This is a genomic window from Saccharopolyspora sp. NPDC050389 (assembly GCF_040655595.1).
Lineage (GTDB): Bacteria > Actinomycetota > Actinomycetes > Mycobacteriales > Pseudonocardiaceae > Saccharopolyspora.
Genome location: NZ_JBFAKG010000059.1, coordinates 14,285 through 32,545 on the forward strand (window position 1 = coordinate 14,285; position 18,261 = coordinate 32,545).

Here is an 18,261-nt window from a genome sequence, read left to right on the forward strand (position 1 = left end):
TGCTGACCGTGACATCACACTGGCCGACCCTGTCGGGGAGACAGACAACACGGCGCGAGTCGGGCACGACAGAGATCCGGTGGAAAAGGGCAAAGAATCGTGCACTTTTTGCCTGACCCACTGGGCTCAATGCGCTGCTCCCGAGTAGGAAGTGAGGACGCCGACCGCAGCGCTCCTGGGCCGCACGGCATCCGGAGGTCATCATCACCAGTCAACGCGCCGCACGCATAGTTGTGCACGATTACCTGGGACATCCCTTCCAAGCCGAACTCAGCCGCGAACTGGCCCGGCGAGGGCATTGTGTCCGCCACGTGTACTGCTCGACGATCGCAGTCGGACAAGGGAAGTTGCGGGTCGGCGAAACGGATTCCGACCGCCTGTCGATCACCGGCATGCCTCGGCGAGGACACCGCGGTTCGGGTCCCGGCGCGTACGGGCAGGACGTCGGCGGACTCATCAGAGACTTCGCGCCCCACGTGGTGATTTCGGGGAATAGCCCGGTCCCGGTTCAGCGGCACATCCAGCAAACCTGCGCTGAGCGGGGGATCCGGTTCGTGTACTGGTTGCAGGATGTCTACTCCGCGCGTGCACCCAGCGGCGAGACCGGCCACCACGACGAGTGGGAACGCACCGCACGGTGCGAGAAAGCCACTTTGCTGAGCAGCGATGCGGTTGTCGCCATCGCAGAGCAGTTCGCGGTTTTCGTTCGCCAGTGCGGGGTGCCGTCGGAGAACATCACGGTGATCGAGAACTGGGCGCCGCTTTCAGAAATGGAATGCGACAGCGACGACTGGGCACCGGCGAGGTCCGACCGCAGCTCCGGAGAGCACATCTTCCTCTACTCCGGCACGCTGGACGATCGCCACGGCGCAGACCTGCTGGTGCGGCTGGCGAAGGCCTGCGACGCCCGGAACAGCGGCGTCTTGTACGTCGTCAGCGAGGGAACTGGCCGCCTTGCCTTGGAAAGGGCGCGCCAACTGGGAATACGTCGGCTGCGGCTGTACGACTTCCAGCCCTACGACCGGGTCCCGTCCATGTTCGCAGCAGCTGACGTGCTGCTCGCTGGGCTCAGCACAGAAGCGGGTCAGATGTCGGTTCCCTCGAAGGTGCTGGCCTACCTTTGCGCCGGGCGCCCGGTGCTCGCTGCCATTCCTTCGACGAATCGTGCCGCGCAGCTGCTGGAGGAAACCGGAGCGGGGCTCGTAGTCAACCCAGATGACCCGGATGAGTACGTGGCGGCAGCGTTCGCCCTGCTCGCTGACTCCGCGCGTCGTCAGCGCATGGGTGAGGCGGGACAGCAGTACGCCCGCCGCGCTTTTGCGATCGAACCTATAGCCACCCGCTTCGAGGAGGTTCTCGTGCCCTGACGGCCCAGCGAAACTCGCCAGGCAGGCCTGCGGATGGCCGGTCGAACTGTCGAAGCAGTCGCCCTTGTCCAGATCGATTACACATGTTCATCCTGACCAGGGAGTTGGTTGCCATGAGTGATCACAGGAGTTCAGCCCTCGTAGCTGGCGGGGGAGGTTTCATCGGCGGGCACTTGGCCGCTCGACTGCTGAGCGAGGGCTACCGCGTACGAGTGGTCGACTGCAAACCGGTTGACGAGTGGTTCCAGGTGCATCCCGACGCGGAAAACGTCGTGGCCGACTTATCGCTTCTCGACGCGGCACATGCGGCGGTCGACGGGATGGACGAGGTTTACAACCTAGCCGCCGATATGGGCGGCATCGGCTTCATCGAAGGCAACAAGGCGCGCTGCATGTTGTCCGTGCTGATCAACACGCACCTGCTCATGGCCAGCCGCGATGCCGGCGTGGACCGATTCTTCTTCTCCTCCTCCGCCTGCGTCTACGCCGCTGCCCACCAGGTCGCCCCGGATCTCGAACCATTGCGGGAAGAGATGGCTTATCCGGCGATGCCCGAAGACGGTTACGGGTGGGAGAAGCTCTTCGACGAGCGCATGTGCCGGCACTTCGCTGAGGACTTCGGCCTGCGCACCCGGGTAGCTCGCTTCCACAACATCTACGGCCCGCACGGAACGTGGGACGGCGGACGCGAGAAAGCCCCGGCCGCGATCTGCCGGAAAGTTGCCGCTGCGGTCATCAACAACGACGACAAGATCGAGATCTGGGGCGACGGGGAGCAGTCCAGGAGTTTCACCTACATAGACGACTGCGTCGAGGGCATTCGCCGCATCATGCGCAGCGACTGCGACCAGCCGCTCAACCTGGGTAGCGACGAGCTCGTCACCATCAACGAACTCGTCGATCTGGTCCAGGAAATCGCTGGCAGCTCACTGAAACGGCGCTACAACCTTTCCGCTGCCCAAGGTGTGCGGGGACGAAACAGCGACAACACGCTGATCCGCGAACAGCTCGGCTGGGCACCATCAGTCTCGCTGCGGGAGGGAATGGCCGAGACTTACAGTTGGATTTACAAGCAGGTCGGCTACGCCTCGCACAGGTTCCTGCCATGACTGGCATCGCGGAGCGCTCCGACGCCCGATCGATGTGGACAAACTGGGCTGGGTCCGCCCGATGCACTCCGGCCCGTCGCGTCAGTCCGCGTAGTGAGGACGAGTTGGCCCAGTACGTGCGAGACGCATGTGCCACCGGTCAGCCGCTGCGCCTCGCCGGATCCGGGCACTCCTTCGCGCCGCTGGTCAGCACGGATAGCACCCTCGTTGATCTGCACGAGTACGCCGATGTCATCGCGGTGGACCCCGTCGGCATGACGGTCACGGTCCAAGCCGGCGCACCGCTCTGGCGCATCAACGCCGAGTTGGACCGGTACGGACTCGCGCTCGAGAACATGGGGACCATCAACGTTCAAACCGCGGCCGGCCTGGTCTCGACGGGGACGCACGGTTCGGGCACCCGGTATGGCTGCCTGTCGAGTCAGATCGCGAGTATGCGGCTCATCACAGGACACGGGGAACTCGTGGAGTGCTCGGCGACGTCCGAACCAGACGTGTTCTCGGCCGCTCGTCTGGGCTTGGGCGCACTGGGGGTTATCTCCACGATCACATTTCGTTGCGTACCGGCATTTTCGCTCGGCCTTGAGGAGAGAACGGAGCCCTTCGCCCGGCTGATCGGGCACCTGCCCGAACTCATCGCGAACGTTGATCACCCGATCTTCTTCTGGCCGATGTGGAGCGACTCGGTACACATCCGGGCCATGTCGCGCACGACGGCGCCGCGCAGGCCCCCGTCGCGGTGGCAGGCCTGGCGAGATCACTATCTGGCGGGACATGTCGGGCTGCATGGCGTGCTCCGGACCCACCGGCGCAATGCCGCGCTCGTGCCATTTGCTTCCAAAGTCCTGATGCGCCGCCCGCTTCGGTCGTTCGTCGACGTGAGCCATCGGGTTTTCACGTTTCCACAACGCGTCCGGGTGGTGGCGATGGAGTACGCCGTGCCACTCGAGGCGTTAGGGCAGGCGTTGCAAGAATTGCGTCGAGCACTGCCGTCGGCCGGCGAGGTGGTTTCGCTGCCCCTGGAGATACGGGTAGCGCCCGGAAATGACATCCCGCTCAGTCCGGCTTACGGGCGCCCAACCGGTTACGTCAACTTGGCGACCGATGCGCACAGCCCGCACGACAAGATATTTCATTGCGCCGAAAGGGTTCTCGGCGACTTTGATGGTCGCCCGCACTGGGCGAAGCTGCATTCCCAGACCGCGCGCAGCCTCGCACCCCGCTATCCACGCTGGCATGACGTACAACGGATCCGCCGATCTCTTGATCCGGACGGCATCCTGATCAACCCCTACTTGGAGCAGGTCCTCACTGGCACGGCTTGAGTGCACAACCGCGGGCTGACCCCGCGGGCGATTGCGGTGCCACAACAGGAACTCCACGAACGGAGGGACGGGGCTGCGGGGGCGAAGGCTCAGAGGCGTGTGGCTACGCGGACTAGACCGGCGAGTGCTCGGGAGCGGCTGTGTGGAGGCCAGGCGATGACTGTCGTCACGGTCGGCGCGTCTAGAACCGGCACGGCGGCCAGGTCTTCGAGCAGGTTGGCGCGGCAGGATTCGGGCATGACCACGGTGGTGCGGCCGAGCGCGATCAGCTGGAAGAGCTGCGTTTGGTTGCGTACTTCCGCGCCGGGGCCCTCGGGATAGGCGCCGTCGGGGCCGGGCCAGCGGGCAAGCGGGAGGTCCGGCAGTGAACTGACATCCGCCATCCGGACGTGGGATCTGCCAGCGAGCGGATGCGAGGTGGGAAGAATGGCGACCTGTCCCTCGGTGTTCAGAATTTCGGTGTCGAGTTCGGCCGTCGAGTCGAAGGGTTGATGCAACAGCGCCACGTCGGCCTGGCCGTCATGCAGCGTTTGCTGGGGCTGGGATTCGCGGAGCAGCAGGTCGACGGCGACGGCACCCGGTTCGGCGGCGTACGCGTCGAGCAACTTTGCCAGCAGTTCGCCGGAGGCGCCGGCCTTGGTGGCCAGGACGAGCGAGGGCTTACTCGTCGCGGCACGCTGGGTGCGCCGCTCGGCTGCGGCCAGCGCGCCGAGGATCGCCCGGCCTTCGGCCAGCAGCACTGATCCGGCTTCGGTGAGCGAGACTTTGCGGCTGGTGCGTTCCAGCAACGCGATTCCGAGCCGTCGCTCAAGCTGAGTGATCGTCCGCGACAGCGGAGGCTGGGCGATGCCCAGGCGCTGGGCGGCCCGGCCGAAGTGCAACTCCTCGGCGACCGCAACGAAGTACCGCAACTCCCGCGTCTCCACCCGTTCAGGCTACCGCCCGATCCATATCAGCTGGGTATCGTCGCATGACTCAGACGGTGTTGGTTCCCCGCCAGTGCCCGGCCACGATCAAAGGCATGAGCGAACAGACGATTGCGCTGGTCACCGGCGCGAACAAGGGAATCGGATACGAGATCGCGGCCGGGCTCGGCGCGCTGGGCTGGAGCGTCGGAATCGGGGCACGGGACGAGCAGCGCCGGGAGGATGCCGTGGCGAAGCTCCGCGCGGCCGGCGTCGACGCGTTCGGTGTGCTTCTCGACGTGACCGACGACGCGAGCGTTTCGGCCGCCGCCGCACTGATCGAGGAGCGCGCTGGGCGGCTCGACGTGCTGGTCAACAACGCCGGTATCGCTGGGGCATGGCCGGAGGAGCCCTCGACCGTCACGCCGGAGAGCATGCGGGCGGTGGTGGAGACCAACGTGATCGGCGTCGTCCGGGTCATCAACGCGATGCTGCCGCTCCTGCGTCGTTCCGAGCGCCCGCGGATCGTGAACCAGTCCAGCCACGTCGCTTCCCTGACCTTGCAGACCACGCCGGGCGTCGACCTCGGCGGGGTCAGCGGGGCCTACTCACCGTCGAAGACGTTCCTCAACGCGGTCACCATCCAGTACGCCAAGGAGCTGAGCGGCACCAACATCAAAATCAACAACGCCTGCCCCGGCTACGTCGCGACCGATCTCAACGGCTTCCACGGAACCAGCACGCCCGCAGAAGGCGCCAAGATCGCCATTCGGCTCGCCACGCTGCCGGACGACGGCCCGACCGGAGGGCTGTTCGACGACGCCGGGATTGTGTCCTGGTGAGACGTCCCACGAAGTCTCTGGGCTGTCGAAGACCTCGTATGGGTGTCGCGCAGCGGGACGCGAACGAATGTGCGGCATCCCGTGGTGCGGCGGTTCCTCGTTGGGAACGTGAGGCTGGGTGGGCCTGCAGATGGCTCCTCGCCACCGCGAGGCCCACGGCGGCCAGTGGCGGCATGACCACGACGGGCAGCATCGCGGCCGTGCGGAGAAAACGCGCTGATCTCATGGCAGCACCATGCGTTGCGTTCCCCGCGGGATTCCTTCAGAACCCTGGAAACCGCAGCGAAACGGGGGCGCGTCCACAACGGACGCGCCCCCGCACCACGCATCGGATCAGTACTTCGGCTGCACCCACAGCTGGTACTGGCCGTCGTGCAGGTTCTCGCAGCGCCAGCCGACCCAGCGGCCCTGCGGGAAGCCCGCGTTGCCCGCGCTGGCGCAGGCACTGCTCGACGGGTAGACCCCGGCCGGGACCCACGTGGCTGCGGACGCCACGCCCTGGGTGGCGGCGGCGACCCCCAGGGTGAGCAGGGCGGCCGCGGCCAGCTTTCGAATCATCATCATCGAGCTCCATTCGCATCGAGACGGAGGTGACGTCGAAAAGGGGAGATTCGACGCAGTGCCTGTGAGCCTAAGCAGCGGCATCAAGTCGTGACCAGGTCATCCGAGGCGATAGGGCGTGCGCGACCCGTGAATGTTGCCCAAAGGCGCAAGTTGAATACTTTTGAATGTAAGCGTGCCAGTTGAGCTCGCACGTGGTAACCCGGACTTTTCGCGGTGAGCAACATATTGGGTGCTGACCAGCACTGATTCGTGTGCGATCACTCGTCAACTAAGACGTCGAGACGCTCACCTCTTACGGTCTAGCCGCGAAGGGCGATCGTGGCGTCGAGTTCCACGAGCGCGCCTTGGGGGAGCACGTGGGCCGGCAGGGCGGTTCGGGCGTGGCGACCCGCGTCGCCCAGAACGTCGAGCAACAGCTGCGAAGCCCCATCGATCACCGTCGGCTGGTCCACGAAGTCTCGTGAACTCGTGGCCCAGGCATTGAGCTTCAGTACCTGCTGTACGTTGCCGAGGCCGACTGCGTCATGTATGCGCGCCAGTAGATTGAGCGCGGAGGTTCTCGCGGCGGTCACTCCGTCAGCCACGGTCGCATCGTCTCCCAGACAGCCTTGCAGGATCTCGCCCGAGGCGGTCCGTGAGATTTGACCGGACACATAGAGGAGATCGCCGCATCGTACGGTCGCCTCATACGCGTAGCGGGGCGCACCGAGCACAGGGAGCTCGATGGACAGAGCTTTGAGACGCTCTTGCACGTCAGTCATGTTGCATCCCAATTCGATATGCCGGGCAAGCGATGCGGGTTGGATCGCGCGTCTCGGCCTCGCGTTGCACCCGCTCCGCACGCACGATCTGGCTGTTCGGGCGTCATCGTTTGCTCACGATGTAGGTCCGGTCGCGTCCGATGTACCAGAGGTCCTCGGTGCCGATTGCCGCGTTCTCGTAGCGCCACGGGATTTCGGCGGCACCATACGAGCCGACTTCAAGGACGTGCTTGTAGCCAGGCCGGAGTTCGTTGGCGAACGACTCCTGCTTGCCCATGAGGTGGCCGACGTTGCGCTTGCGGTATTCGCCGTTGAAGTCGACGTCCGTTCCGAGCATCCCGATCGCGATCATCCGGTCCAGGTGGGGTGCCAGGTAGCGCAAGGTTCCCTCGTGCACGTCCTCGCACACCACGCCGGGCTTGAGCTGCCCGATGATGCCCTCGCGCACCACGTCGAAGAAGAAGCGGTACGCCTCCTTCGCCGCCGCGGTGCGGGGCAGGGAGCGGGCCATGTCGGAGGTGGCGACGGTGACCCCGTCGACGACGATGCGCACCCCGGCGTCGAGCTGGATGCAGGTCGTCTCGTCGTTGATCGGGTAGTCGACGGGCGGGCCGGGGAAGAGCATCCGGTTGGACGAGTGCAGGTTGGTGAAGTAGGGCTCGATGCCGAAGGGGATCTCGTTCACCGTGCGGAATTCGGCGATCTTGTCGAGGTACACGGCGTTGATGTCGAGTTCGGAGAACGAGCGGCCGGCGTTGAGGCCCTTCTCCGCCCAGGCCAGGGCCTCCTCAATGGCGAACACGCTCGCCCGGGCGGCGACGACCTGGAACGCGAGGTCCTCGTGGTCGCGGACGTCCCGCCAGTGGCCGAGGTCTGTCGAGACCGGAATCAGTTCCGCTCCCTCGCGCTCGAGCTCGCGGGCAAGACCGACGCTGATCCACTCGTCCTCGACGCCGGTCCGCATGCCGCGGGCCAGCGCTTGGACGGCGGCGCCGATGGACGGGAACCGGCCGACGGGAGACGCGGAGACCCCGGAGGCTCCGTCGGGTGCCAGCACGACCAGCCTGTCCGAACCGGCAAGCCACAGGGCGACTGTTCCGTCCGGCTGCGCGAACCCGGTCGCCTCGGTGAAGTTGGGCGGTGCAGCGAGGAGCAGCGCGTCGAGGGAGCGGTCGGCGACGAGCGTCTTCAGCGCCGAGAACCGGCTGTCCTCGCCGGCGGTGAACTCCTCCGCCAGGCCCGAAAGGTGTGCGACGTCCTCGATCAGCCGCCGCGCGGTGTGGACGCCCGTCTCGCGCCAGGCCGCGAACCTCGTCAGGACCTCCTCGAGGTCGAGTTCGTATGCGGTGACCGGGGTGGGGTCCTGGTCGGAGACGACGAGTTCGACGGAGCCGGAGAGCGTGCGGTAGTGGCTGTAGACGACGTCGGCCGCGAGGCTCACCGCAGCGCCGTCGGCGAGTTCCCGCACCAGGCTGGTCAGCGACGCCGAGGCGGGGGTGTCGGCGACGATTCGGGGGTCGATCGTGACCCAGGGTGCGTAGAACTTGATCTGGTCCTTCGGGACTCCGGCTGAGAGGGCGTTGCCCTGCTCTTGTTGGCGCACGAGCAGGTACTGGCCGTTGTCGGTCTGTGCGATCAGTGGTGCGACGAGCGGGTAGGAGTCGAGGCGGATCGCGGAGAACAGCAAGCTCTTGCGTGCATTGAGACCGTAGGTTCGTTCGACCTGCGAGGCGTCTGCGGTGAGGCTCAGCATTGGTATTCCCTGATGTCGATTTCGGGTCGGAGGCCGGGCTGGCGGCGGTCAGCTGATTCCGGTCATGACTCCGATGTGGGATTCGATTTCCGTTGTGTAGTCGGAGAAGGCTGCGGAGTACCGGTGCTCTTTGCCCCGGGGCCGAGGGAGGTCGATCGCGATGTCGGCGACGATCCGGCCGGGGCGGCCGCCGACGACGACCACTCGGTCCCCGAGCCAGACCGCCTCGGAGATGCTGTGTGTCACGAACAGGACGCTGCACCCCGTGGTCTGCCAGATGCGCTGGATCTCGAAGTTCATCGAGTCGCGGGTCATGGCGTCGAGTGCACCGAAGGGCTCGTCCATGAGCAGCAGCTCAGGGTGGGAGACCAGCGCACGGCAGATGGCCACCCGCTGCTGCATCCCGCCGCTGAGCTCGTAGGAGTAGTGCTCGGTTTTGCCGCCCAGCCCGACCATTTCGAGCAGTTCCTGGGCGTAGCGGCGTGACTCGTCGGTGCGGGTGCCGCGGAACTCCAGCGGCAGGAGCACGTTGTCGATGTTGTTGCGCCACGGCAGGAGCACGGGGCTCTGGAACACCATCGCGATGTCCTCGATCCCGTCGTGGATCGGCCGCCCCTTGACCAGGATTTCGCCCTCGGTGGGCTCCTGCAGGCCGGAGATCGTCTTGAGCAGCGTGGTTTTCCCGCTTCCCGACTGGCCGACGATCGAGACGAACTGTCCCGGCTTCACGTGGAAGTCCAGCCCTTTGAGCACCGTGTTGTGCTGGCCGTCCCGGGATCGGTAGGTCTTCCCCACGTTGTTGACCGAGATGGCGTACTCGTTGTTCATGTGACTCTCCGTCCGGCCGTCACGGCGCCTGGATGGTCTCGTTGTGGTGCAGCGGCTCGAGGTAGGCGTTGCTGTACACGTCGACTGGGGTGAGGTTGCTCGCCGGGTTCAGGCCGAGGAACTGGCGGGCGACGTCGATCATTTTCTGGGCGCCGGTGTCGTCCATGACGCCGAATTGGTTCGCCGACTCGCCGGTGCCCCAGTTGAGGGCGCATTGCTCGCCGATGGCGAGGGTGATGGTCTTGGTTTCGTAGCCCGAGACCTCTTTCTGGAAGTCCTGCGCGGCCTCGGCCGGGTGCTGGCACGCCCACAGGAAGCCCTTCTGCATCGCCCGGTTGAACCGCCGCACCTGCTCGGGATCGGTTCTGAGCTTCTCGTCGGAGACGACGATCCCGTTGCCGTAGAGGTCGATGCCGAGGTCGGACCACTTCAGCACCACGGCCTGCCGGTCGAGCGCGTCGATGGCGGGCTCGTCAGAGACGTACAGGGCGAGGTTGGCGTCCCACTGACCGGCCAGCAGTCCGGGGATCTTCGATCCGCTCGAGGCGTGGACGACGTTGACATCGCCTTCCTTGAGTCCCAGCTTGCTCATCGCGTACGGCCACATCGCGGTCATCGCACCCGCGCCCTCGGTGGCGACTGTCTTGCCCGGGAGATCGGCCCATCCGTTGATTCCGGTGCCGGCGAGGGCGACGACCGCATAGGCGGACCTGGCCTGCAGGAGGTTGACCTGTTTGACTTCGGCGCCCCTGCCCTGGCTCGTGACCGTGGCGCCGAAGTCCGCCCAGCCGGCGTCGACCTTGCCGGTGTCGACGGAGGTGACGGTGTTGGTCGAACCCGACCCCGGCATGACCGTGAGGTCGATGCCTTCCGCTTTGAAGAAGCCCCGCTCGACAGCCGAGATGAACGGAGCGTGCTTTGGCAGGTACGCCACGTCGAGCATGAGGGTCATCGAGTTCTTTCCGCTGCCGCTCGTGCAGCCCGACAGGGCCACGAGCAGCACCGCCCCGACGATCGCCGCGATCTTACGAGTGGAGTTCCGCATTCGAGTCTCCGATCCCCGCGGTCACTTCGCGTGGTTCTTCCACGGGACCAGCTTTCGTCCCGCGAAGTCGACGATGAAGAACAACGCCAGGGCGATGGCGGCGAGCACGATGAAGGCCGCGAACATCGACGGGAGGTCGACCTGGCTGTTGGCGAGGAGGATGACATACCCCAACCCCTTCGAGCCGGCGATGAACTCACCGACGACCGCGCCACCCACCGCGAGCGAGATGGAGATCTTCGCTCCGGAGAAGATCGATGGGATCGCGTAGATGAACTCGATCTTCGTCATCTTCTTCCACTGCGACGCCCTGTTGATCCGCGCCAGCTCCTGCAGTTCGTGGGGTACCGAGCTCAGGCCGTCATAGGTGTTGATCACCAGCGGGAAGAACGCGATGGCCATCGCGACGAACGCCTTGGACTCGAAGCCGAACCCGAACCACACGATGAACAGCGGTGCGAGCGCGACCTTGGGGATGGTGTCGATCGCGATGAGCGCGGGGTAGAGGAAACTGCGCACGGTCGTCGAGTAGTGCAGCGCCGCGCCGCACAGAACCCCAAGCGCGGTGCCGAGCGCAAAACCGGCAAGCGCCTCCTGCAGCGTGACGAAGGTGTTGCTCGCGAAGTACCCGGGCCGTTCGATCAGCTCGGCGAAGGCCGAGATCGGCCCGACGAGCAGGTATTCCGGCGGATTGAAGATGATCACCAGCAGCTGCCAGACGGCGAAGAGCCCGAAGATTCCCGCGACTGCCTTCACACCGGCCGCGATCGAGTCACGGCTGGGTCTTCTCGGCCGGGGTGCTGCCTGTCCACCGAGCGTGGCCTCGGGTGAGGACTGGCGCATGCGGTCCGAACGGATTTCAGGAGTGGCCATGGCGGGAGCTCCCATCGAAAGGCGTGCCGTGCGCGGACAGCGCCGCGGGACGAGCATCGACGACTTCCGACTGCGGATGTGGACGCCAGTGGGGGCCCGTGGCGGGGAGAGGTGGCAGTGACGACGTGAACGATCGCGGTGTCATTAGGTCCTCACAACATTGGAAGGGTTGCGACCGGGCGGTCGCGGGAATGGTCGGCGAGGGCCGGATCTGGCCGGGGGTAACCCCTCACGCATGGTCGACGCTGGTCAGTCGGCGCTGTCGGCGGCGAGCGCGTCTCGGCCGGGTTCACCGTCGAGTCGGCGCCACACGCCAACCGGATTGTCGTCGCGAACCTCGGCCGGCAACAGACCCGCCGGAACGTCCTGATAGGCGATGGGTCGCAGGAAGCGCTCGATCGCGAGCGTCCCGACCGAGGTGCTGCGCGGGTCTGTCGTGGCCGGGAACGGGCCGCCGTGCACCATCGCGTGTCCCACCTCGACTCCGGTGGGCCAGCCATCGAACAGGATGCGACCGGCCCGCTCCTCCAAGAGCGGTAGCAGCTTCGCGGCGAGTGGATGATCGGCCTCATCTGCGTGCACGGTGGCGGTGAGCTGACCTTCCAGCGCGCATACGGCTGCGGTCAACTCGGTGGTGTCCGCGCATCGAACGAGCAGCGACGTCGCACCGAAAACCTCGGCCTGCAGCTCCGGATCGGCGACGAAACGGGCGCCAGCTACGGTCAGCAGCCTGGCGCAGCCCCCGGCCGCATCGCCGGGTCGGCTGCCGCGTGCGAGCTCATCGACGCCGTCCCGGGCGGTAAGGGCGTCACCGGCGGTGGCGTAGTGGTCGGCGATACCGGTGGTGAGCATGGTGGCTCCGGCGTTGGTGGCTACGGCGTCGGCCGCGGCCCTGGTGAACGCGTCGAGGCCCGGTCCGTCGACGGCAAGCACCAAGCCAGGGTTGGTGCAGAACTGCCCGGCGCCGAGCGTCAGGGATCCGGCGAACGCGTCGCCCAGTTCGGCGCCGCGGGATCCGAGCGCTGCGGGTAGCAGCAGCACCGGATTGATGCTGCTCATCTCGGCGTACACCGGGATCGGCACTGGCCGCGCCGCAGCTGCGGCCGCGATCGCAAGCCCGCCGCTGCGGGACCCGGTGAAGCCCACGGCACGAATCCGCGGATCGCTGACGAGCCGGGCACCGATTTCGGTCCCGCTGCCGACGAGCTGGGAGAACACGCCCTCGGGCATCCCCGTCTCGGCCGCTGCGTCGGCGATCGCCCGTGCCGCCAGCTCTGCGGTACCCAGATGTGCCGGATGCGCCTTGACAACGACCGGGCACCCCGCGGCCAGCGCCGACGCCGTGTCGCCCCCAGCGGTGGAGAAGGCCAACGGAAAATTGCTCGCGCCGAACACCGCGACCGGGCCGAGCGCGATCCGGCGCTGCCGGATATCGGGGCGTGGCAGCGGGGCGCGGCCGGGCCGTGCCGGATCGATCCGGGCGCCCTGCCAGGTCCCGGCCCGCAGCTCCGCGGCGAACAGGCGCAGCTGACCGCTGGTGCGACCGACTTCGCCGGTGAGCCGCGGACGGGGCAGCGCGGTCTCGAGGTGAGCGCGCTCGACCAGTGCCTCCCGGCGCTCGTCGAGCAGATCGGCGATGCACTCGAGGAACTCGGCACGTCGCTGGGCGGTGGTCGCCCGAAACACCGGAAACGCCTGCGCTGCTAGCGCGCAGGCTCGCTCGACCTGCTCGACCGACGCCGCCGGGTAGGCGGGGCCGAGAGCCGCGCCAGTACGGGGATCGGCGGACCGGACTTCCTCGCCCGTGCCGATGACGGGTTCGGCTCCGATCATCATGGCGCCGGTCGGGCAGGTCTGTGGGGGAGCGGACACGAGTGTCTCCTTCAGCTTCATCGCTGCGCTCAGATGGTGGCGGTGCGCGAGGTTTCGACGACGTCGACCAACAGTGCGTTTTCGGCGTCATCCAGGTCAGTCAGCGGAGGCCGGACCGGACCTGCCGGGTGCCCGACGAGATTCATGCCGGCCTTGACGATGCTGACCGCGTAGCCCGCCTTGCGGTCACGAATCGCGGTATAGGGCAGCACGACGTCGTCGAGCAGTCGACGCACCTTCGTTCGGTCTCCTGCCCGCACCGCGCGGTAGAAGGTCAGGGCGAACTCGGGCAGGAAGTTGAAGATCGCCGAGCTGTAGGTCGTGACACCCAACTCCAGGTACGGCAGCGCGAACGTCTCCGCCGTCGGCAGCCCACCGATGTACACCAAACGGTCGCCGAGACGCGAGTGAATCCGGGTGATCGCCTCCAGGTCACCGACACCGTCCTTGAACCCGACCAAGTTCGGGCAGGCGTCAGCAAGCGCGGCCACCGTCTCCGATGTGTACACAGCGTTCGCCCGGCTATAGAGCACCACGCCCAGCGACGTGGATTCGCAGACCGCGCGCACATGAGCGGCGAGGCCGTCGGCGGAGGCCTCGGTGAGGTAGGGCGGGAACAGCAGCAGGCCGTCGGCGCCGGCCGCCTCGGCGTCGCGGGCCATCTCGACCGCCTGCGCGGTGCCGTGCCCGGCCGGAGCAAGGATCGGGGTGCCCTCCGGCGCGCTTCCGACGGCCGCCCGGACGACGTTGCCGACCTCCTTCGGGGTCAGGGAGAAGAACTCCCCCGTCCCGCCAGCGGCGAACAGGCCGGCGACCTCGTACTTGCCGAGGCGGATGATGTTCTCCCGGTAGGCGGGCTCGTCGAACGCCAGGTCCCGGGTGAAGTGGGTGACCGGGAACGACAGCAGCCCGGAGCCGAGGCGCTCGGCAAGCTCGGTCGGGGTGAAGACGGACATCAGCGTTTCCTCCTGGGGGGAATTGCATTCCTGCGCGACGGCGATTGGGCTCCACCGTAAGAACCAAAACGATGCACGTCCAACACTGTTTCAGCATTAACTGATACCTATAATGAATCCGTGTTTACGCTGAGCCAGCTGGAGAGCTTCGTCGCCGTCGCCGAGACACTGCACTACGGCCGCGCGGCGGAACGACTGTCGATGACCCAGCCTCCGCTGTCCCGGCGGATCCAGCTGTTGGAGCGCGAGCTGGACGTCGAGCTGTTCGACCGGACCGGCCGGGCCGTCCGGCTCACCGCGGCCGGCCGGGCGTTCCTGGGCGACGCCCGGCGCATCCTCGGGCTGTCCGAGCAGGCGGCGCTGTCGGTGCGTCGGGTACCCGCGGGCGAGATCGGGACGGTGGCGCTGGGTTTCACGGCGTCGTCGGCGCACTCGGTGCTCGACGCCGTCGTCGGCGCCATTCGCACCCGACTGCCGGGCGTCGACCTGGTGCTGCGCGAGCGAGTGTCCGGAATACAGCTGGAGGAGCTGCGGTCCGGGGAGCTCGACCTGGGCCTGGTCCGTCCGCCGGTCTCCGGTCGGGAGCTGGAGCACCTCCCGCTGCACCGCGAGGCCCTGCTGGCCGCGATCCCGGCCGGACATCCGCTGGCCGCGCCGGGCCGGGTGCTGCACGTGCGCGACCTCGACGGCCAACCGTTCGTCATGTACTCGCCGACCGAGGCCCGCTACTTCCACGAGGTGCTGGTCGGCGTGTTCCGCAGCGCAGGAATCGCGCCCCGGTACGTTCACCACCTAACCCAGGTGCACACGATCCTGGCCCTGGTGCGGGCCGGGCTCGGCTTGGCGCTCGTACCACAAGCAGCCGAGGCGCTCGGGCTGGGCGGCGTCGCGCTGCGCCCGGTGGTCGGGATCGACGGCGAGCCGGTCGAACTCGTCGCAGCCTGGCGGGCGAACGACGACAACCCCGCTTTGCGCGCCGTCCGGGACCTGGTGATCGACGTGGCCAGCCGAGGCTTCTCCTGATGGAAGTTCTGGCAGGAAATCCGGTGACCGAAGTGGCCCAGCGGTATGGGGTGTCGCGGAAATCGGTGCATTCCTGGCTGCGCCGGTACCGGGAATCGGGGCTGGCCGGGTTGTCGGATCGTTCGCACCGGCCGCATGGGCACCCGTGGCAGACCTCGGCCGAGGTTGAGTCGCTGATTCGCGGACTACCGGGGCCTGAGTTCAGCGTGAGTTTGCTATTCGACCCACTTCACCGACGTCGCCAGCGGACAGCGCGCCACTCTCGTGGTCGGTGGTCTGGTTCCCTTGCCGACACGCAGGACCGCCAGCACGGCACTGTCGCCGGAGGTGTCTTTGGTCGAAGGGATCCCGAGTCCGCCGAATTCTCCCAGCAACGGTTGAGCCGCGTATCCCTGCTCAACCAGGGCAAGCCACAGTCGCATCAACGTCTCACCCGCGTTGATGCGGTCAGCTACGCTCTGACGTGGGCCGCGCAGCACGAGTAGCGCGCCGCAATTGCGCAGCTGTCGGGCACGTCTGTGCTCGACGACCCCGGCCAGCACGCGGCGTCTGACCACGTCCGGTATCGCCGGCCCCGCCAGAGCCGATGCAAGACGTCCGGCGACACCGGAGATTCCGAGCAGGTCGTGAGGTGTGCCGAACGAACTGAGGCCGAACTCGGCATCGGCCCGCTTGCGCACCCACGCCCACAGTTCGTCCACGTTGCAGATCAACGTGGACTTATCGCGTTCGGTCCGGCCGAGGCGCCTGCTTCGGGCTTCCGAGCTGCTCATCGTCTCCAGCTCGACATTTCGGTCGGCACACAGTTTTTCGACCTGCTTCAGGGTCGTGCAGTCGATCGGGGTCGACAGCATGTCGCCTCGGTGCGTCGAACGTGCCCCCAGAACACCCTGGCGGGTCAAGAAGTCATCACGCAGGCGATCGAGGCGGAATCGGCCTGCGAACCAGCTCTGGTCCGTGAGCGCACCGTCGTGCGCCTCCCACTCGCCGTGCGAGAGATAAGAAAGAGCTCCCAGCGCGCATCCGAGGTTCTCGGCCCAGCCCAGCTCGTCCGGATGCACTGCCGGCCAGCGTTCCCCGTTGCGCGCGAGCCGGACGGTGTGGTGGTCGACGATTTCGAAACGCCACGGCTGGGAGTTGTACGTGGAGGGAGCGAGACGGGCGCCGTCCAGGACAGCGGCGAGTTCCGGGGGCAGTTCGCGCTCCCGTTGCCCGCTCCGCACGGGCCTAGAACCGCCTTTTCGCGTCACCTGGTGAACGGTCCACAGAGTTCGGGCGAGTTCCAACGGCATGCGCACCCGGTGTGCCAACGCCGCGGCTCTCGGCATGGCCGCGGCATGGAGGTCCACCGTCACGACGGGTTTCACCCGTCGGTTCATCAGCAAGTTGAGCATCACCCTGCTGCCGAGCGCACCGAGACCCATCACGCAGTAGGAAATCTGCGGCCAGGTACCGCCGTTGGCCAGCCGGTCGGACATGACCGGGAGATAGTCGCTGGGGAAGTGGGTCCTGCCGAACCAGCGCACGGAGTCCCACAGACGGTTGTCCCGGTGCGCTTCCGCGGTCGCCTTCCCGTGGAACGGCAGCGGGTTGCGGCGGTAGTTGAATAGGATGGGGGTGGCTTGAGCTGCGGTGGCTTCGGTTATCCGAGCGCGCCGAGGACGAGGATCGTCAGGTTCGCCAGGCCGAGGGGTGTGGCATCAGTTTCTGCAAATTGTCCCAAGATCGGTACGACAGCAGGCAGTTACGGACGGAGTCCGCTACCCGCTGTGGGTCGCGCTCTTGAAGCGCACCGGGAGGCTCCTGAGGCAGCGCACTTTCCCCTGACGCCATTGCAACTCGCGGGGGTGGACTGCAAGTTCGATGTTGATCGGTGCGTGTAGCAGCGCAGTCACGACGGTCTGTGTCAACAATGTGGCGAGCGGGGCGCCGGGACACCGGTGGATTCCATGGCCGAACCCGAGGTGGTGGTTGGGGTGTCTGTCTATAAGGACAGTGTCGGGTTGTGTGAAGCGTCGCTCGTCCCGGTTGGCGCTGGCCAGGCACAGAAAGACTTGATCGCCCTCTTTGATGGTGTTGTCTCCCAAGGTGAGTTCTTCGGTTGCCACACGGTGGACGGGGGCCAGGGCCGGGCCCTCGTAGCGCAGTATTTCCTCTATCGCTGTGGGTATCGTGCCCGGAGATTGGTAGAGGAGTCGGCGGCGGTCTGCGTGACACAGAAGATGCAGGAGGGTGCTGGAGATCAGGCTGATGCTGGTATCAAGGCCTGCAACAAGAAGCAGCATCACCATGGTCAGGATCTCGGTCGCGTGTAGTCGGTTGGTATCGGCGGCCAGGAGTTTGCCGATTAGTCCGTCGGTCGTTGCTTGTTCGGGGTTCTGCAGGAGCCAGGCGGTGTATTCGCGCAGCGCTTTATGGCCATTGGCGCTGACGCAGCGCGCGTTATCGTCCAGTTGCTCGGTCCAGAGATCATGGGACCAACGCACGATCTTGTCTAGATCGGCCTTGGGCACGCCGAGAAGTTTGCCGATAGTCAAGGCGGAGATCGGTTCCGCGATCTCCGCTACGGCATCGACCACCCCGCGCTTCGTGACGGTGCTGATCAGTGAGCGCGTTGTGTGGTCGATGAACGGGCGCATGAGTTCGGCTTGGCGGTGGGTCAAGTAGCGGGCGACGCTCTTGCGCAGGCGAGTGTGCTTGGGCGGATCCGTTGTGAACAGACTCTGGGGGAACGCGGCGCGCGAAATGTGCTGCTGTAGGTCGGGGTCGGCTGGGCACCTGCCCTTGGAGGGGTCGCTGCTGAGCCGAGTGTCTGTGAGGGCCTGTACGGTTTCTCGATACCGGGCTACAAACCAGGTGCTGTCGGAGATCCGGTTCACAGCGCCTGTGCTGCGTATTTCGGACAGCAACTGGTGGAGGTCACGGAGTTGTGTGAGGCCCTGGGGGAACCCTGCAGGAAAAAGGTTTCTGTGCTCGGATTGTGGAGGCTTGTCGGATGGGTGTTGCAGCATCGGTTGTTCACTCCGTCATGGCAGCAT

16 protein-coding genes and 1 pseudogene are annotated in these 18,261 nt (G+C 66.3%); 6 read left to right on the forward strand and 11 right to left on the reverse strand.

The window, feature by feature from the left end; translation table 11 throughout:
* The first annotated feature begins 233 nt into the window (after positions 1 to 233).
* From AB0I53_RS31890 to AB0I53_RS31900, 3 genes are all read left to right on the forward strand, one after another.
* The gene (locus AB0I53_RS31890) at positions 234 to 1,367 is read left to right on the forward strand and encodes a glycosyltransferase family 4 protein (protein ID WP_358611259.1); all 1,134 of its coding nucleotides are present in this window, start codon (positions 234 to 236) and stop codon (positions 1,365 to 1,367) included.
* An 83-nt stretch (positions 1,368 to 1,450) separates the two neighbouring features.
* A complete protein-coding gene (locus AB0I53_RS31895) occupies positions 1,451 to 2,476 on the forward strand; it encodes an NAD-dependent epimerase/dehydratase family protein (protein ID WP_358611262.1) in 1,026 nt (341 codons plus the stop codon).
* 32 nt (positions 2,477 to 2,508) lie between these two features.
* The gene (locus AB0I53_RS31900; RefSeq protein WP_358611356.1) at positions 2,509 to 3,801 is read left to right on the forward strand and encodes a D-arabinono-1,4-lactone oxidase; all 1,293 of its coding nucleotides are present in this window, start codon (positions 2,509 to 2,511) and stop codon (positions 3,799 to 3,801) included.
* An 89-nt stretch (positions 3,802 to 3,890) separates the two neighbouring features.
* On the opposite strand, the gene AB0I53_RS31905 is transcribed toward AB0I53_RS31900, so the two are convergent.
* Positions 3,891 to 4,727: a LysR family transcriptional regulator gene (locus AB0I53_RS31905; protein WP_358611265.1), complete on the reverse strand. Its 837-nt coding sequence runs from the start codon at positions 4,725 to 4,727 to the stop codon at positions 3,891 to 3,893.
* Between the two features lie 95 nt (positions 4,728 to 4,822).
* Between AB0I53_RS31905 and AB0I53_RS31910 the strand changes: the two genes are divergently transcribed.
* A complete protein-coding gene (locus tag AB0I53_RS31910) occupies positions 4,823 to 5,548 on the forward strand; it encodes an SDR family NAD(P)-dependent oxidoreductase (RefSeq protein WP_358611268.1) in 726 nt (241 codons plus the stop codon).
* 333 nt (positions 5,549 to 5,881) lie between these two features.
* Here the strand turns inward: AB0I53_RS31910 and AB0I53_RS31915 are convergent, their stop codons facing one another.
* The 8 genes from AB0I53_RS31915 to kdgD all read right to left on the reverse strand — a co-directional run bounded on the left by AB0I53_RS31915 (position 5,882) and on the right by kdgD (position 14,200).
* Positions 5,882 to 6,112, reverse strand: coding sequence for a hypothetical protein (locus AB0I53_RS31915; protein ID WP_358611271.1), 231 nt, complete (start codon positions 6,110 to 6,112; stop codon positions 5,882 to 5,884).
* Between the two features lie 299 nt (positions 6,113 to 6,411).
* Positions 6,412 to 6,873 carry a RidA family protein gene (locus AB0I53_RS31920; RefSeq protein WP_358390246.1) on the reverse strand — a complete coding sequence of 154 codons (462 nt, stop codon included), beginning with the start codon at positions 6,871 to 6,873 and terminating at the stop codon, positions 6,412 to 6,414.
* 103 nt (positions 6,874 to 6,976) lie between these two features.
* Entirely contained in the window at positions 6,977 to 8,626 is a 1,650-nt protein-coding gene (locus AB0I53_RS31925; RefSeq protein ID WP_358611274.1) for a M24 family metallopeptidase, read from the reverse strand.
* 48 nt (positions 8,627 to 8,674) lie between these two features.
* On the reverse strand, positions 8,675 to 9,454 hold the full coding sequence (locus tag AB0I53_RS31930) for an ABC transporter ATP-binding protein (protein ID WP_358611277.1): 780 nt from the start codon (positions 9,452 to 9,454) through the stop codon (positions 8,675 to 8,677).
* 19 nt (positions 9,455 to 9,473) lie between these two features.
* Positions 9,474 to 10,499 (reverse strand): ABC transporter substrate-binding protein, encoded by a 1,026-nt coding sequence (locus tag AB0I53_RS31935; protein WP_358611280.1) that lies wholly within the window; start codon positions 10,497 to 10,499, stop codon positions 9,474 to 9,476.
* Positions 10,500 to 10,520: 21 nt separating this feature from the next.
* The gene (locus AB0I53_RS31940) at positions 10,521 to 11,372 is read right to left on the reverse strand and encodes an ABC transporter permease (protein WP_358611283.1); all 852 of its coding nucleotides are present in this window, start codon (positions 11,370 to 11,372) and stop codon (positions 10,521 to 10,523) included.
* Between the two features lie 249 nt (positions 11,373 to 11,621).
* Entirely contained in the window at positions 11,622 to 13,244 is a 1,623-nt protein-coding gene (locus AB0I53_RS31945; protein WP_358611286.1) for an aldehyde dehydrogenase (NADP(+)), read from the reverse strand.
* 29 nt (positions 13,245 to 13,273) lie between these two features.
* Complete coding sequence (kdgD, locus tag AB0I53_RS31950; protein ID WP_358611289.1) at positions 13,274 to 14,200, reverse strand: 5-dehydro-4-deoxyglucarate dehydratase; 927 nt, start codon at positions 14,198 to 14,200, stop codon at positions 13,274 to 13,276.
* A gap of 120 nt (positions 14,201 to 14,320) precedes the next feature.
* Here kdgD and AB0I53_RS31955 point away from each other — a divergent pair, with 120 nt between their 5' ends.
* Both AB0I53_RS31955 and AB0I53_RS31960 read left to right on the forward strand, forming a co-directional pair.
* Complete coding sequence (locus AB0I53_RS31955) at positions 14,321 to 15,223, forward strand: LysR substrate-binding domain-containing protein (RefSeq protein WP_358611292.1); 903 nt, start codon at positions 14,321 to 14,323, stop codon at positions 15,221 to 15,223.
* Positions 15,223 to 15,381: pseudogene (locus tag AB0I53_RS31960) on the forward strand (helix-turn-helix domain-containing protein); the annotation flags it as partial. The gene AB0I53_RS31955 and the pseudogene AB0I53_RS31960, both read left to right, overlap by 1 nt.
* Before the next feature lie 57 nt (positions 15,382 to 15,438).
* Here AB0I53_RS31960 and AB0I53_RS31965 read toward each other — a convergent pair.
* Both AB0I53_RS31965 and AB0I53_RS31970 read right to left on the reverse strand, forming a co-directional pair.
* Positions 15,439 to 16,701 (reverse strand): nitroreductase family protein, encoded by a 1,263-nt coding sequence (locus tag AB0I53_RS31965; RefSeq protein WP_358611295.1) that lies wholly within the window; start codon positions 16,699 to 16,701, stop codon positions 15,439 to 15,441.
* Between the two features lie 282 nt (positions 16,702 to 16,983).
* Positions 16,984 to 17,862 (reverse strand): cytochrome P450, encoded by an 879-nt coding sequence (locus tag AB0I53_RS31970; protein ID WP_358498718.1) that lies wholly within the window; start codon positions 17,860 to 17,862, stop codon positions 16,984 to 16,986.
* Positions 17,863 to 18,261 lie beyond the last annotated feature (399 nt).